This is a genomic window from Sorangium sp. So ce367 (genome assembly GCF_051520455.1).
Taxonomy (GTDB): Bacteria; Myxococcota_A; Polyangia; order Polyangiales; family Polyangiaceae; genus Sorangium; species Sorangium cellulosum_B.
Map to the genome: position 1 here is coordinate 11,550,151 of NZ_CP150334.1, position 15,505 is coordinate 11,565,655.

The window sequence follows — 15,505 nt, forward strand, 5'->3', positions numbered from 1 at the left end:
TCGGTGGGTTCGCGGGATCTCGGAAGGACCGGCCCGCCTCGTCAGGACGCGCCGGTGACGACGCGACCCCGCTCCAGCACGAGACGGGCGGCTGCCCGCTCCCGGAAGACCTCGGGCTCGTGGGACACCACGACCACCGCGGCGCCCCGCCCCACCTCCGCGTCCACGACCGCGAGCAGCCGCGCCACCCCTGCGCGGTCGAGGCCCGTGGTCGGCTCATCCAGCAGCACCAGCGAAGGCTGGTGCACAAGGGCTCTCGCGAGCGCGATTCGTTGTCGCTGGCCGCGCGAACACGTGCGGAGCGGCCTTAGCGCAAAGCTCCCGAGCTCGAAGCGCTCCTCCGCATGACGCCACGCCTCGTGCGCGTCCAGCCCGTGGAAGCCGGCCGCCAGCTCGACGTTCTGCCGACCGGAGAGGTCCGGGTACGCCAGCGACTCGTGGGACAGCCAGCCGATGGTCCCGCGCGCCGTCCCGACATCGTCGCCGAGCGGCTCGTAGTCCACCGCGCCCGACGTGGGACGGATCACGGTCCCGAGGATCCCGAGCAGCGTCGACTTGCCCGACCCGTTCGCCCCCTCGATGAGCGTCAATCGCGCTGCCTCGATCGTCGCGTTCACCCCACGCAACGCCGCCGTCGCTCCGTAGGTCTTCACGACGCCACGGGCCACCACGCGCTCGATCGTCCTCACAGCGCTCACCTCGCTCCTGCGCTCTCATTCCCGTCAGCTCTTGTCGCCGCCTCGAGCGCGACCTTCGCCCTGAACGACCGTGGTGATGTCCTCCGGGAACGCTGGCGGATCAACGACGGTCGCCTCGGAATCGTCGGAGAGCTCCCCTTCCGCTTCGAGCGGGCTCAACGACGGAATCGTCGGTCGATCTTCCAACTCATCGTCTCGAGACTGCCCGTCATTCGTCTCCGCGACCGGCTCGCTCGGTCTGTGCACAGCGCCACCGCAGGACTGTTCGTCGACGACCTTCTGAACGGCGACGCGCTCCAGCCGGCGCTTCTGTGACACCGGCACCTGGTTCTTGAACCGCCGCAGCCCTTCCAGGAACTCCCGCGCGCTCTGGAATCGTTCATCCCGCGCCTTCGCCAGAGCGCGATCCACGAGGCGCGAGAGGCCGGGCGGAATCGTCGGATCGAGCTCCGTCACCGGCCGGTGCCACAGCGTGAGGATCTGGAGGAGCAACGCATTGTAGTTCCGGGCCACGAACGGGCGCTGGCCTGTCAACGCCTCGTACAGGATCACGCCCGCAGCCCACAGATCGAGCCGGCGGTCAAGCTCCACGTCCCCCCGTGCCTGCTCGGGCGCCATGTAATACGGCGTGCCCATCACCATGCCGGTGCGGGTCAGATCTGTCATCACCCCATCCATGCCTGAGGCCTGGGAGATGCCGAAATCGAGCAGCTTGGCCACCGGCAACATGCCGGCGCGCTCCGAGAGGAAGATGTTCTCCGGCTTCAGATCACGGTGGACGATCCCGCGATCATGTGCCGTCACCAGCGCCGAGAGCACCTGGAGCATGATGTCGACGAGCTCGTTCGGCGGAACGACACCACAGCGCTCGATCCGCTGCGCCAGCGTCTCCCCGTGGAGACGTTCCATCACGAGGTAGGGACTGCCGTCAGGGAGCCACCCCATATCGTACACTTCACAGATGTTGGGATGACCGATCCGCCCGGCGACCCGCGCCTCGTGCTCCAGCCTCGAGATGGCCTCGCGCTTCTGGGTTTCCCGCGGATGCATCACCTTGACAGCGACCAGCCGCCCGATCTGGAGGTGCTCCGCCTCGTACACCGCGCCCATGCCACCCTCCCCGATGATGGCGGTGACCGCGTACTTGTCGCCTATCACGTGGCCGAGCAGCGAACGCCCGGAAGAGGTCGGGCTCACGCCGCGGCTCCCGGGCCACGCCGGCGTCCGCGAGCCCGCCACGGCAGACGACGGAGCGCGTGACGCGAAAGCCCGCTGCTCCGCACCTGGCGCCAGCGCGCCGCGCACAGATGAGCTCGGCGCCACGCCCGCCGGCCACCTCAGCAACGGCGGCGCCACCCTCGACGAAGGATTCGCCGATGGCCGGTGGATCGGCTGCGACGGAGCCACGCCAGCGCGAGCGCCCGCGCGGGAGGGCGGCGGATCGGCCGGAGCGACGACCAGCCCGGTCGCCGGACACACGACCACCGCGAGATCGTGGTGGCTACCGCAGTGGATGCACCGCACCGAACTCAAGTCCGTACAATTTGAAATACTCCATCCAGGTGCTGCTCGAAACTGCACAGCGCATCGGGGTAGAGCACGCAGCAACGCTCGGTTCCACATCACCCCGCACGCCCCCTGGGGGATCCTTGGGGATAACCCCGCCGGCAACCCTGGGGGCAAAACGGGGGAGATCGGCCATCCGCCAGCTCTCCCCTGTCCACCTACCCCTGAGGACGGTCCATTTACCCCAGGGCGTTCGCTTCTAACTCGTTGGATTCGTTGCGCATTCTGAGTTATCCCCGCCCTCCACAGCGCCTACGACGAAGACGATGTCTTTATCTATCTATTTCATGGAAAGAAGAGGCGTTGCGCAAGGTCACGCGAGCGCTCATTTCCAGCGCACCCCCGGGCGATAACCCTGCTAAAGGGAGCGGCTCCGGAGTCGGCTATGGACCTTGTGATCCCCAAGAAAGATCTGCTTCGCCTCGTCGCGCGCTGCCAAGGCGTGGCGGACAAAAAGAGCGCGATGCCCGCGCTCGCCAACGTCCTGCTCGCCGCCGAGGGCAACGCGGTCCGCGTCGCCGCGACCGACCTGTACCTCGGCGTCACCGGCCAGACCCACGCGGACATCAAGACCGGCGGCACCGTCGCCGTGCCGGCCAGGGACCTGCTGGAGCGCGTGAAGGCCATGCCCGATGGCCCGATCCAGATCACCACCACCGAGGGCGCGCACACGTCGCTCAAGGCCGTGGGATCGCCCCGGCGCTACACGCTCCCCGGGCTCCCCGGCTCGGAGTTCCCGCAGCTGCCCGCCCCGGCGGTGGACGCGCCCTCGCTGGAGCTCCCCGTCGAGCAGCTCGCGCTCCTGATCACCCGGACCCACTTCTCGATCTCCACCGACGAGACCCGCGCGCACGTGAACAGCGCCCTGTTCGAGTGGGCCGGCGATCGCGTCAGGATGGTGACCACCGACGGCCATCGCCTCTCCAAGATGGAGGCGACCGTGTCGGGCAGCTCCGCGACGGCCACCATGCTCATCCCGCTCAAGGCGATCACGGAGCTCCGCCGCCTCGCCGAGGAGGCGCGCGCCGAGAAGGAGACCCCGATGGTCGCCATCACCCAGAGCGGGCCGAACGCCTTCTTCAACATCGCCGGGATGCAGTTCTCGGTGAAGCTCGTCGACGCGCAGTTCCCGCCCTACCAGCAGGTCATCCCGTCGGTCACCGAGCGCTCGGTCCGCGCCCCCCGCGTCGCGTTCGCCGAGGCCCTCCGCGCCATCGCGCTCGCCGCCAACGACCGCACCGGCGGCGTCAAGCTGTCGATCGCGCCGGGGACGCTCCGGATCACCAGCGAGAGCCCCGACACCGGCGCCGGCTTCGACGAGGTGGCCGTCGACTACAGCGGACCCGAGGTCACCATCGGCTTCAACGCGAAGTACTTCCTCGACGTGCTCGCCTCGATCGACGACGAGGAGGTCATCCTCGGCATCTCCGGCGAGCTCGACCCCGCCGTGATCCGGCCCGGCAGCGAGTCGAACCAGCAGAGCTACGTCGCCGTCATCATGCCGATGCGGATTTGAGCGCGCCCTCCGACGAGCCCGAGGGGCGCTCCCCGAGCCTCCTGCTCGAGCGGCTCCACATCCGCGAGTTCCGGAACCTCGGCCGCGTCGATGTCGAGCCCGCGCCGCGCATCAACGTGATCGCCGGCAACAACGGGCAGGGCAAGACGAGCCTGCTCGAGGCGATCTACTTCGCCGCGACCTCGAGGAGCTTCCGCACCCACCGGCTCGCCGAGCTGGTCCGCCACGGCGCCCCCATCGCGAGCGCGCGGGCGCGCTTCGTGGAGCGCCGGGACGCGCTGCAGCCGCTCGCGCGCGAGCAGACGGCCGCCGTGGAGCACAAGCGGTGCGTCGTGCGCATCGACGGCAACCGGCCCCCGAGCCTGGCGAGCTTCGCGACGCGATCGCCGGTCGTCGCCTTCCACGCGGAGGAGCTCGCGCTGTCCACCGGGCCCGCGAGCGCGCGGCGCACGCTGCTCGATCGCCTGGCGCTCTTCATGGACCCGCAGAGCGCCGACCACCGGGCCCGCTACGCGCAGGCGCTCCGCGCGCGCCACGAGCTGCTCCACCGGGGCGGGGGCGCGCAGGCCCAGGCGAGCGCCGAGCTCGACGCGTTCGAGGCGCTCTGCGCCCTCCATGGCGCGGCGCTGACCCGCGCCCGCGAGGCCGCCGTCCAGGCGCTGGCGCCGGAGCTCACGCACGCCTTCGCCCGCATCGCCGCGCCCGACCTGACGCTGGCCGCGCGGTACGCGCCGGGCGGCAGCGGCGACGCCGAACAGGCGCGCGAGGCGCTGCGCGAGCAGCGCCGCCGCGACGCGCACCGGCCGAGCGCGGGCTACGGCCCCCACCGAGACGACCTGCTGCTCGAGCTCGACGGCCACCCCGCCCGCGTTGTCGCCTCCCAGGGCCAGCACAGGGCCCTCACGCTCGCGCTCAAAGCAGCAGAGACCGCTGCCATTGCTTCCGTCCGGGGCGTAGAACCGATCCTCCTGCTCGACGACGTGTCGAGCGAGCTCGATCCCGACCGGACGGCGGCGCTGTTCATGTTCCTCGGAATGGCGCGCGGACAGGTATTCCTGACGACCACGCGGCGCGATCTCATCGTCACGCCGGGCGTACCTTCCTCGGAGCGGCGCGATTTCCACGTCGAAGGCGGCGCGGTCGGCTGACGTTCGTCGCGGGCGCGCCGGCTGCCGGACGCCGCGGCGCGCCGCGCGCGATGGACGAACGTCCGCCGACCGCGCCGCGACCGCCGTCAAACGCGTTGATCCCGGCCCCGGAGCGCGCGAGTTGGGATGCTCCGGACGCGCCCGCGACGGGCACCGAAAATACGGTGTTACGAGCCTTCCGGACCCGGCGAAACGCTTGCCCGAGCCCCTGATTTCGGCTACATTTCCGCAGTCTTTACGGGGCATCGACGGGCGGTCCGCACATGAACGCTCGTGACCCCGGAATCGATCCGGCGCCGCGGCCGCGGCGCCCGGGTCGTCACCAGACGAGCTGCCATCGAGCCGGCCCCTCCACTGCAAGAACTCCGGCAATCCGAGCGGCCTCCGCCGCTCTGCGCCCCCGGTGAGAGGCGGCGGGCGCGCCACCAGGACCGAGATGACGGAACCCACCCTGAGCCAGCCGACCGACCTCACCAAGGCGTCGTATGACGCCCACAGCATCACGGCGCTCGAAGGCCTTGAAGCGGTGCGAAAGCGACCCGGCATGTACATCGGCGATGTGCACGACGGATCGGGGCTCCACCACCTGGTCTGGGAGGCCGTCGACAACGCGGTCGACGAGCACCTCGCCGGCGCCTGCACGGAGATCAGGGTCACCGTCCACTTCGACGGCTCGGTGTCGATCGAGGACAATGGCCGCGGGATCCCGGTCGGAATGCACGCCAAGGGCATGAGCGCGGCAGAGGTCGTCATGACCGTCCTCCACGCCGGCGGCAAGTTCGACAACTCCAGCTACAAGGTCTCTGCGGGCTTGCACGGCGTCGGCGTGAGCGCCGTGAACGCCGTCTCCGAGTGGCTGAAGCTCGAGATCAAGCGCGAAGGAAAGCTCTGGTTTCAGGAGTACGCCCGGGGCGTGCCGAAGGCGCCGCTCAAGGGGATCGGCGTGACGGACAAGACGGGGACGAAGCTCACCTTCAAGCCCGATCCTGTCGTCTTCAGCACGGTCGAGTTCAGCTTCGACATCCTCGCGAGCCGCCTGCGCGAGCTCGCGTTCCTGAACGCCGGGCTCATCATCCACCTCCACGACCAGCGCCCCGACGGGAGAGCGGAGATCTACGAGTACAAGGGGGGCATCTCCGAGTTCGTGTCGCTGCTCAACAAGACCAAGGAGCCGATTCACGACGACGTGATCAGCTTCCTGTCGCAGCATGAGGTCGGCGCTGCAGGCGACGGCGCGAACGGCCGTGGCAGCTCCGCGGCTCCGCCGGTCGGCGTGGAGGTCGCGCTGCAGTGGAATGGCTCGTATACGGAAGCCATCTTCTGTTACACGAACAACGTCCACAACAAGGATGGCGGCACCCACCTCACCGGGCTCCGCGCCGCGCTCACGAAGACGATCAACAACTACGGGAGCGCGCACAACCTCTTCAAGGAGCTGAAGCAGGGGCTGCAGGGCGAGGACGCGCGTGAGGGCCTGACGTGCGTGCTCAGCATCAAGCACCCGGACCCGTCGTTCGACTCGCAGACGAAATCCAAGCTCGTGTCGAGCGAGGTGAAGGGCATCGTCGAGGCCGCCGTCAGCGACAAGCTCGGGCAGTACTTCGAAGAGAACCCCCAGAGCGCGAAGAAGATCATCGAGAAGGCGGTCGTCGCGGCGAAAGCGCGCGAGGCGGCCCGCAAGGCGCGCGAGGTGATCCGCAAGGGCTCGCTCGACGTGACCTCGCTCTCGGGCAAGCTCGCCGACTGCCAGTCCAAGGACCCGGAGAAGAGCGAGATCTACATCGTCGAGGGCGAGAGCGCCGGCGGCAGCGCCAAGATGGGGCGCGACCGGCACTTCCAGGCGATCCTCCCGCTGAAGGGGAAGATCCTGAACGTCGAGCGCGCGCGGCTCGACCGCATGCTGAGCTCCGCCGAGGTCGGCACGCTGATCACCGCCCTCGGCTGCGGGATCAACGACGCCGGCGGCTTCGAGATCGACAAGCTCCGCTACCAGAAGATCATCCTGATGACGGACGCCGACGTCGACGGCTCCCACATCCGCACGCTGCTGCTGACCTTCTTCTTCCGGCAGATGCCGGAGATCATGGAGAAGGGGTACCTGTTCATCGCGCAGCCCCCGCTCTACCGCGTGCGCAAGGGCAAGCGGGACCTGTACCTGAAGGACCAGGGCGCCCTGGACGAGTTCCTCGTGGGCAACGCCGTGGACGGGCTCGAGATCGTCGCCAGCGGCGCCCAGACGGGCATCGCGGGCCAGCCGCTCTACCGGCTGGCGCAGCGGCTGAAGCGGTTCCGCGCCGTGCTCTCCAACATCGACAAGCGCTGTGACGCGCGGATCGTGGCGGCGCTGCTGCGGTCCAGCGGGCTCGGGCGCGACGACCTGCGCGAGACCAAGAAGATCGCCGCGGCCGCCGACGAGCTCCGCGCCTACCTGAAGCAGCGCTATCCGGACCTGTTCCCGCTCACGCTGTCGACGCCCCGGGACACGGAGCACGGGACGAGCCGGATCGAGGTCGTGCCGCGCCCGGGCGCGAGCGCGCGAAAGAGCGTCATCGACTGGGATCTTGTGAACTCGCCGGAGTACCAGGAAGCCTGGTCGATCGAGCAGGACCTCCGGTCCATCGGCGCGCCCCCGTACCGGGCGCGCACGTCGAGCGGCGAGGAGACCCTCGAGAACGGAGAGTCGCTCGTCGAGTACATCGAGGAGCGCGGCAAGAAGGGCATCGCGATCAGCCGTTACAAGGGCCTCGGCGAGATGAACGCCGACGAGCTCTGGGAGACGACGATGAACCCGGACGCTCGGACTCTCCTCCAGGTCCGCATCGACGATGCGGTGAAGACGGACGAGCTCTTCACGATCCTGATGGGGGATCAGGTCGAGCCGCGGCGCAACTTCATCGAGCAGAACGCGCTCAACGTGAAGAACCTCGATATCTGAGCCTGCGTCGCCGGGGCGCGGCTCCTGCGCGCCCGGCGCGGTTCCTGCGCCCGGGGGCGCGGCGCCCCGGCTCCGCGCCCGGGCGTGCGGTGCGTCGAGCCCCCCGCTCGTTGCGCACGGTCGGGGGTTGACAGGGCGCTGCCGCTGCATCGCTCACCTGCCCTGTTCGCTCGGTATCCCTTCAGCGCCTCTTCGGCGTTCCTTCAAACGCCCTTCAGCGCCTGTCAGCATTTTTGGCAAGCCGCTTGCCTGGCTGTCCCCTTGCTAGGCGGGGCACCCGCCTTAGCTTCGAGGGGCCATGAAAATCGAGCGAATGACGACGAAGGCCCAAGAGGCCATACGAGACGCTGTCGATTTCGGCAGCCGTCGGGGAAACCCCGAGCTCTATCCCGAGCACCTTGTGCGGGCGATCGTCAGCCAGGACGGCGGCGTCGGCGCGCCCCTGGTGCAGAAGGCAGGCGCCGATCCGGCAGGCGTGCTGCGCCTCCTCGACGCGAAGATCGACACCTACCCTCGCGTCAGCGGCGGCGCCGAGCCGAACCTGTCGAGGCGCGCGCTCACGGTCCTGCAGAAGGCCGAAGACGAGGCGAAGGCGCTCAAGGACGAGTACATCTCGACAGAGCACGTCCTGCTCGCCGGCATCAAGGCCGACAAGGAGATCCAATCGATCTTCGAACGAGCGGGGCTCTCGTACGACAAGCTCCTCTCGTCGCTCGCGGCCGTGCGCGGCAATCAGCGCGTGACGGACCGGGACCCCGAGGGGAAGTTCCAGGCGCTCGAGAAGTACACACGGGATCTCACGAAGCTCGCTCGACAGGGCAAGATCGATCCGGTGATCGGCCGAGACGAGGAGATCCGGCGCGTCATCCAGGTGCTCTCGCGGCGCACCAAGAACAATCCGGTGCTCATCGGCGAGCCCGGCGTCGGCAAGACGGCGATCGTCGAGGGCATCGCGCAGCGCATCGTCGCGGGCGATGTGCCGGAGTCGCTCAAGGACAAGACCATCGCGGCGCTCGATCTCGCGGCCATGGTCGCAGGCTCGAAGTTCCGAGGGGAGTTCGAGGACCGGCTGAAGGCCGTGCTCAAGGAGATCGAGGGCTCGAACGGCCGCATCATCCTGTTCATCGACGAGCTCCACACGCTGGTGGGCGCCGGCGCGGCCGAGGGCGCCATGGACGCGGCCAACATGCTGAAGCCGGCGCTCGCGCGCGGCGAGCTCCGGTGCATCGGCGCGACCACCCTCGACGAGTACCGCAAGCGGATCGAGAAGGACGCGGCGCTGGAGCGGCGGTTCCAGCAGGTGCTCGTCACGCAGCCCAGCGTCGAGGACACGATCGCCATCCTGCGAGGCCTCAAGGAGAAGTACGAGGTCCACCACGGGATCCGCATCCAGGACGCGGCGCTCGTCGGGGCCGCCGTCCTGTCGAACCGGTACATCACCGAGCGCTTCTTGCCCGACAAGGCGATCGATCTGGTCGACGAGGCGGCGTCGAAGATCCGTATGGAGATCGACAGCCTGCCCACGCCGATCGATCAGGTCGAGCGCGATCTGCTCAAGCTGCAGATGGAAGAACAGGCGCTCAAGCGCGAGAGCGACAAGACGAGCAAGGTCCGCCTCGACGAGGTGCGGCGCGAGATCGCCGACCTCCAGGGGCAGCGCGACGCGATGCGGGCGCAGTGGATGCGCGAGAAGGAGCTCATCTCCGAGCTGCGCCGGCTCAAGCCGCAGATCGAGGAGCTCCGGCTCGAGGAGGAGCGGCTGAAGCGCGCCGGAGACCTCGGGCGCGCCGCGGAGATCCATTACGGCAAGATCCCGGAGATCGAGAAGAAGCTCGAGTCGATCCGCGCCACCCTCTCCCAGGTGCAGTCGAAGCAGAGCTACCTGAAGGAGGAGGTCACCGACGAGGACATCGCCGCGGTCGTCTCGAAATGGACCGGGATCCCCGTCTCCAAGATGCTCGAGAGCGAGATGCAGAAGCTGCTGCGCCTCGAGGAAGAGCTGCGCCGGCGCGTCGTCGGGCAGGAGGACGCGCTTCGCGCGGTGTCGAACGCCATCCGGCGCTCGAGGGCCGGGCTCGGCGACGAGCGCCGGCCGATCGGATCGTTCCTGTTCCTCGGGCCGACCGGCGTCGGCAAGACCGAGCTCGCGCGCGCGCTCGCCGAGATCCTCTTCGACGACGAGCGGGCCATGGTGCGGCTCGATATGAGCGAGTACGGGGAGCGCCACGCGGTGGCCCGCCTGATCGGCGCGCCGCCCGGGTACGTCGGCTACGAGGAGGGAGGCCAGCTCACGGAGCCGGTGCGCCGGCGGCCCTACAGCGTGGTGCTGTTCGACGAGATCGAGAAGGCCCACCCGGACATCTGGAACACGCTCCTCCAGGTGCTGGACGACGGCCGCCTGACGGACGGCCAGGGGCACACGGTCGATTTCAAGAACACGATCATCATCCTGACATCGAACCTCGGGACGCCGGCGGCCGCGGCGATCGAGGAGCGAGCGAACCTGCCGGCGGACGAGAAGGCCGAGCTCGTGAGGAGGGCCGTCATCGAGGAGGTGCGGAAGCACTTCCGCCCGGAGTTCTTGAATCGCCTCGACGATCTCATCGTGTTCCGGCGGCTGGCGCGCGAGCAGATGGAGCAGATCGTCGATATCCAGCTCGACCTGCTGCGAAAGCGCCTGGATCGACGCGGGCTGCTCTTCACCATCTCGTCCGAGGCGAAGGGCTACCTCATCGAGCAGGGGTGGGATCCGCAGTACGGCGCAAGGCCGCTGAAGCGCGCCATCCAGCGAAGCATCGAGGACGAGCTCGCGAAGCGGATCCTCGGCGGCGAGTTCAAGCAGGGAGACACGGTGCGGATCGACCGCGGGGCCGGAGGGCTCACCTTCACGCGCGCAGCCCCGAACTGACGCTCGCCAGCCCGCGCCCGCGTCAGCGCTGAACCTGCGGCCTGCGTCAGCGCTCGGCCTGCGTCAGCGCTCAGGGAGATTGCCGGCGATGCGGCGGAGGAGGTCCAGGACGGCGTAGGCGGCGCCAAGCTGGACCTCCTCGCGATCCCCCGAGAACACCCGGTCGCGCACGACGAGGCCGCCGGGGTGCGACACAGCCCAGTAGCAGAGGCCCACCGGCTTGGTCGCCGTGCCGCCCGTCGGGCCGGCGATGCCCGTCACGGAGATGGCGACGTCGACCTCGCAGAGGCGGCGGACGCCCTGCGCCATCTCGGCGGCGACCTCGGCCGACACCGCGCCGTGGCCGCGCAGGGTGTCCTCCGCGACGCCGAGCAGCCGCGTCTTGGCGCTGTTCGCGTAGGTGACCGCGGCGCCAACCAGGTAGTCGCTCGCCGGATAACTGGTGAGCAGGTGAGAGATCAGGCCGCCGGTGCACGACTCCGACACGGCGAGCCTCCAGCCACGGGCGCGCACGGAACGCCCGACCATCTCCGGAAAGGCGTCGCCCCCCTCCCCGTACACGGCGGTGCCGAGCCGCTCACGGACGTCGGCCGTCGCCTTCAAGGCCAGCTCGTGCGCCATCGACTGCGTGGCGGCGCGGGCGTGGACCTTCACGTCGACCTCCGGGTAGTGCACCCGGTAGCCGAGCGTGATGCCGGGGTGGGCCTCCTCCACGCCCTTCAGGAGCTCGCCCAGCGTGGACTCGGGAAGGCCGTAGGTGCGGAGGCGGACCTGAAAGGTGTTGTTCGGCGCGGCCGGCCGCACGCGCGGCAGCACCTGCTCGGCGAACATGCCCTTCATCTCCCGCGGCACACCCGGGAGGAAGAACACGGTGGACTCGCCCAGGTGGATGCCGAAGCCGGGCGCGCTGCCGGAGGAGTTCGGGAGGATCTCCGACCCGGCGGGGACCTCGGCCTGCTTCTCGTGGCCCGCGTTCATCGTCTTGCCCCGGCTCTCGACGCGCCGGCGAATGGCGAGCAGCGTGCTCTCGTCACGCACGAGGTCGGTGCCCATCGCACGGGCCGCGGCCTTCGCGGTGAGGTCGTCGGTCGTGGGGCCGAGGCCGCCGGTGGCGATCACCAGCCGGTGCGCGCTCGCGAGCTGGCGGACCGCGGCGACGATGCGATCGATGTCATCGTCGACGGTGCTGGATTCGCTGACCGTGAAGCCCGCTGCGGTGAGCTCGGCAGCGAGCCAGGCCTCGTTGGTGTTGATGATCTCGCCCCGGGTGAGCTCGGTCCCGATCGAGAGAAGCGCGACAGTCATTGGGACTTGGGACTCTAACTCCATCCGGCGCCGCCGGAGCGCGTTTCCGGATTGTTTTGCGGTCGGAAAACGAGGTGGTTTTGTCGTCCTACGCCATTTGTCCCCCTACGCCATTTGTCCCCCACCCCGTTTGCCCCCCTACCCCGTTTGTCCCCCTACCCCGTTTGTCCCCCTACCCCGTCCCCTCCCCCACCCGCCCGCCGCCGAGCGGGGCGCGCCTGCGAGCGCTACGGTGGATAGACACACCGGAAGCCGAGATCCGACGCTCGGATGGATACCGGGACAAGGCGACGATTCCAGGTGCGGAGCGCCGCCGCGGCCCCATCCGTCCATGATCCGCCGTGAGTTCCCGAGAACTCGCCCTCGAGCGGATCAGGGGCCGCCCACTCGGCAACATTGCCGGCCAGATCGAACACCCGCCCGCCCGCGTGCACGGCGGCGCCGTCGGGGCGCGAGCCGGCGAGCTCGGGGCCCGTCGCGCCCCAGCCGCACGGGCCCGCTCGCAGGCCAAAGGCGGCGCGCCGGCAGACCGCGCCGGTGTCGCCCCACGGGTACCGCCGGCCCGAGTCGCCCGCCGCAGCAAAGGCGAGCTGATCCCGCGAAGGGAGCGCCCCACCCGCGAAGGCGCAATACCGAGCCGACTCGGCCAGGGTGACGCGCGTGACGGGGACCCCGGGCTCGCCGCGCAGCGGGAGCGGGGCGCACGCGCCGGCGTCGACGCAAGCGGCGTAGCGCTGCTCGGTGATCTCGAACGCGTCGAGCGAGAACGCCGGGACGAACACCGCGCGCGGCTCGACGATGCCCTGCGCCTCCCAGTCGCTCGGCCCGAGGCGCAGCGTCCCGGAGGCGATGCGGACGGCCGCGCCCGGCGCGACGCAGCCAGCGGCGGTCACCGTGAGGCCGGCGCCGCATCGCCCCGGCGCGCCTGCGCAGCGGCCGGTGTCATCGAGGCGCTGGCCTTCGCCGCAACACCGCGGGCCGAGCGCGACCATCCCCGGCGCGCAGCGCGCCGGCGGCTCCGCGCGATGGAGCGCGAGCGCGACGATGGCGCCGATCAGGAGGGCCGCGCCCGCGGCGAGACCGGCCTTCCACCCCGGCATCCGCCCGACGTCCGGTGCTGCCCCCACCCCTCAGGAGCGCGGCGATCCGGCGGCGTCGGCCTTGAGCGCGCCGGCGGCCTTCCCGCGCGCGTCAGCGGCCTTCCCGCGCGCCGGCCTGGCCTCGATCATGGCCACGATGCGCGCGAGCGCGTCGAGGAGCGCCGCACGGACGCGATCGTACGTCTTCGGGCCGACGTCACCCCGCTTCCGCGCGCGCTCGAGCTCGACGAACTCGTCGAGGAGCGCGTTCCGCGCCTCGATCAGCTCCCGCCGCTCCTCGTCGTCGGGCCCGCGGTCCTGGTCGCGCCGCCGGACCAGGTTCAGCGCGGCCCCGCCGATCACGGTCGCGCCGGCCAGCACCAGCGCGATCCACCGGCCCACGCCCGGCGTCGGCAGACCGCCGAGCGTGATCTCGATGACCTTCATCCCGCCCTCCATGCGGGTGCCCTGCATCTCGGTGATCAGGATCTTCTTCCCGTCCCGGTTCTGGGTGCGCTGGGCCGCGGGGAAGCCGGCGACGTTCAGCGTCATCGACTTCGACGCCTCGGCCATCACCCGCATCTGGGCGATGCGCGGCGGCAGCTCGATGCGGATCGTCTGGCGCTCTTCGTTATGGAGCGGGACCTGCCAGCGGAACTGCCCTTCGTGCCGGCCGGGGCTCACGGTGCCGCGCAGCGCCACGCCGGTGCCCTTGACCTCGTCGAAGCGCATCTCCTCGCCCATGCCTTCGGTCTTGTTGAAGGCCTTGTAGTCGCGCGGGAGCGCGAACGTCTCGTTGGGCAGCCAGGCGACGCGGCCGAGGTTGAAGACCTGGAACAGCTGCTCCACCGAGATCGAGTCTTGCCGGAGCTGGAGGTAGACGATGCCCTGCGTCCCGACCATCAGGCCGCTCACGTTCGGCGTGGCGTCGTAGATGTGGAGCACAGCCCGCTTTCCGGCCTCGGCGCTGAGCCCGAAATGCGGGATCGAGAACGTTCCGCCCTCGCGCGTGACCGAGATGCCGTAGCTCGTGCCGCCGGCGATCGCGAGGTTCTCGAGCCGGACGGTGCCCGCGTCGTCCGTCTCTCGGCTGATGCGCTCGCGCGAGTCGCCCTTCGTCACCGAGCTCTGCAAGATGTCGACGTCGACGGAGATGCGAGGGACGGGGTTCCCATCCGCGTCCTGCACGGTGAGCACGAGGACGCCGGGCGGGAGCCCTGTGTCTTCCTGGACGGTGTCATCGGGCGCCTCGAACATGCCCGTCAGCTGCTCCGAGGCGCGCCGGGAGGCCGCATTTGCCGCGGGAGGCTTCCCCACCGGCGGATGACCCGAAGGCAGCGCCTGCCCCACCTCGGGATGCCCCGGCGGGAGCTCGCTCGCGGCGTCGGGCGCGCCCGCGTCCGCCGCTACGGCCGTCGAGGTCGCAGCAGGACCGCCGGCGCCGGCAGGCGCGGCGCCGCCCGGCGCCGCCGCCGGCTTCTCACCCGGCTTCGCCGCTGCGGATTGCGCCGGCGCGGCCTTGTCCGCCGTGGGCTGCGCCGACGCCGCCGGCTGCGCCTGCACCGCCTGCGCGGCGGTGATGCTCAGCGAGGCGATCGCGGCGAGCGCGGTACACCCGGTCCAGCGCATCACGAGGCCCTCCTGCGGTCGTTCTCATCCTCGTCGACGGTGGCCGCGGCGTCGTCCGTCGCAGCCGGGTCGTCCTGAGGCGCGCCGAGCGCGCGCTTCGTCCCGCACTTCTTGCAAAACACCGCGTCTTCGTCGTTCAGCGTGCCGCACTCCCCGCACGCCACGCCCTGCGTCGCCGCGGGCTCCGCCGTCGCCGCGGCCTCATCCGGCTCCCTGGGCGCGCCGTCGTCCTGGAGCCCGGCGCGCCGGAGGTGCCTCTCCACGAGCGCCGCGACCTGCTCGCGCCGCGGCTGCGCGTCGGCGTCCAGCAGGCGGAGGAGCCGCTTCGCCTCGGCGCGGTACTTCGCGACGAGCTCGGCGTAGTCCTCATCGCTGATCTTCCCGACGCTCCGCTCGAACTCGAGGTCCTTGAGCGCGCGCAGGACGGCCTGCTTCTGCTCCTCTTCGGCGCGCGGCGCGCCGATCGCGTACGCGTCGGCGCCGCTCAGCGGCGTCTCCCCGATCAGCACGCGGAGGCTCGCCCAGAAGATGGCGATGACGGCGACGAGCGCGCCGCCCGCGAGCACGAGGATCGCCGCGGGCGGCCCGGCGACGAGCCCCGCGACGCCGGCGCCGACGAGCGCCGCGAGCGGCGCCCCGAAGCGGGCGTAGTGCACGATCTGCCGCTCCAGCGGCGAGTCAGTACCCCGGGTCACGGTCTCGTCGGCCGTGGCCGAGGTGG

Annotated in this window: 10 protein-coding genes; 4 read left to right on the forward strand and 6 right to left on the reverse strand. The window is 70.3% G+C overall.

Annotated elements, in window-relative coordinates:
* Positions 1 to 41 precede the first annotated feature (41 nt).
* Complete coding sequence (locus tag WME97_RS43855; protein ID WP_437546869.1) at positions 42 to 698, reverse strand: ATP-binding cassette domain-containing protein; 657 nt, start codon at positions 696 to 698, stop codon at positions 42 to 44.
* Positions 699 to 722: 24 nt separating this feature from the next.
* The gene (locus WME97_RS43860) at positions 723 to 2,279 is read right to left on the reverse strand and encodes a protein kinase domain-containing protein (protein WP_437546871.1); all 1,557 of its coding nucleotides are present in this window, start codon (positions 2,277 to 2,279) and stop codon (positions 723 to 725) included.
* Between the two features lie 370 nt (positions 2,280 to 2,649).
* Here WME97_RS43860 and dnaN point away from each other — a divergent pair, with 370 nt between their 5' ends.
* The 4 genes from dnaN to clpB all read left to right on the forward strand — a co-directional run bounded on the left by dnaN (position 2,650) and on the right by clpB (position 10,771).
* Positions 2,650 to 3,780: a DNA polymerase III subunit beta gene (dnaN, locus tag WME97_RS43865; protein WP_012240773.1), complete on the forward strand. Its 1,131-nt coding sequence runs from the start codon at positions 2,650 to 2,652 to the stop codon at positions 3,778 to 3,780.
* Complete coding sequence (gene recF / locus WME97_RS43870; protein WP_437546873.1) at positions 3,777 to 4,928, forward strand: DNA replication/repair protein RecF; 1,152 nt, start codon at positions 3,777 to 3,779, stop codon at positions 4,926 to 4,928. Before dnaN ends, recF begins: the two co-directional genes overlap by 4 nt.
* 436 nt (positions 4,929 to 5,364) lie before the next feature.
* Complete coding sequence (gene gyrB, locus WME97_RS43875; protein ID WP_437546875.1) at positions 5,365 to 7,863, forward strand: DNA topoisomerase (ATP-hydrolyzing) subunit B; 2,499 nt, start codon at positions 5,365 to 5,367, stop codon at positions 7,861 to 7,863.
* Between the two features lie 298 nt (positions 7,864 to 8,161).
* Positions 8,162 to 10,771, forward strand: coding sequence for an ATP-dependent chaperone ClpB (gene clpB, locus WME97_RS43880; protein WP_437546877.1), 2,610 nt, complete (start codon positions 8,162 to 8,164; stop codon positions 10,769 to 10,771).
* Positions 10,772 to 10,834: 63 nt separating this feature from the next.
* On the opposite strand, the gene WME97_RS43885 is transcribed toward clpB, so the two are convergent.
* The 4 genes from WME97_RS43885 to WME97_RS43900 all read right to left on the reverse strand — a co-directional run bounded on the left by WME97_RS43885 (position 10,835) and on the right by WME97_RS43900 (position 15,479).
* On the reverse strand, positions 10,835 to 12,076 hold the full coding sequence (locus WME97_RS43885; protein ID WP_437546879.1) for a CinA family nicotinamide mononucleotide deamidase-related protein: 1,242 nt from the start codon (positions 12,074 to 12,076) through the stop codon (positions 10,835 to 10,837).
* A 227-nt stretch (positions 12,077 to 12,303) separates the two neighbouring features.
* Positions 12,304 to 13,176: a formylglycine-generating enzyme family protein gene (locus WME97_RS43890; protein ID WP_437546881.1), complete on the reverse strand. Its 873-nt coding sequence runs from the start codon at positions 13,174 to 13,176 to the stop codon at positions 12,304 to 12,306.
* A 30-nt stretch (positions 13,177 to 13,206) separates the two neighbouring features.
* Entirely contained in the window at positions 13,207 to 14,787 is a 1,581-nt protein-coding gene (locus tag WME97_RS43895) for a carboxypeptidase-like regulatory domain-containing protein (RefSeq protein ID WP_437546883.1), read from the reverse strand.
* Entirely contained in the window at positions 14,784 to 15,479 is a 696-nt protein-coding gene (locus WME97_RS43900) for a hypothetical protein (protein WP_437546885.1), read from the reverse strand. Before WME97_RS43900 ends, WME97_RS43895 begins: the two co-directional genes overlap by 4 nt.
* Positions 15,480 to 15,505 lie beyond the last annotated feature (26 nt).

Bases quoted from the DNA above. Each gene is read 5' to 3' on its own strand.
- dnaN (WP_012240773.1), top strand. From the start codon at position 2,650: ATGGACCTTGTGATCCCCAAGAAAGATCTGCTTCGCCTCGTCGCGCGC.
- gyrB (WP_437546875.1), top strand. From the start codon at position 5,365: ATGACGGAACCCACCCTGAGCCAGCCGACCGACCTCACCAAGGCGTCG.
- clpB (WP_437546877.1), top strand. From the start codon at position 8,162: ATGAAAATCGAGCGAATGACGACGAAGGCCCAAGAGGCCATACGAGAC.
- WME97_RS43885 (WP_437546879.1), bottom strand. From the start codon at position 12,076: ATGACTGTCGCGCTTCTCTCGATCGGGACCGAGCTCACCCGGGGCGAG.
- WME97_RS43890 (WP_437546881.1), bottom strand. From the start codon at position 13,176: ATGCCGGGGTGGAAGGCCGGTCTCGCCGCGGGCGCGGCCCTCCTGATC.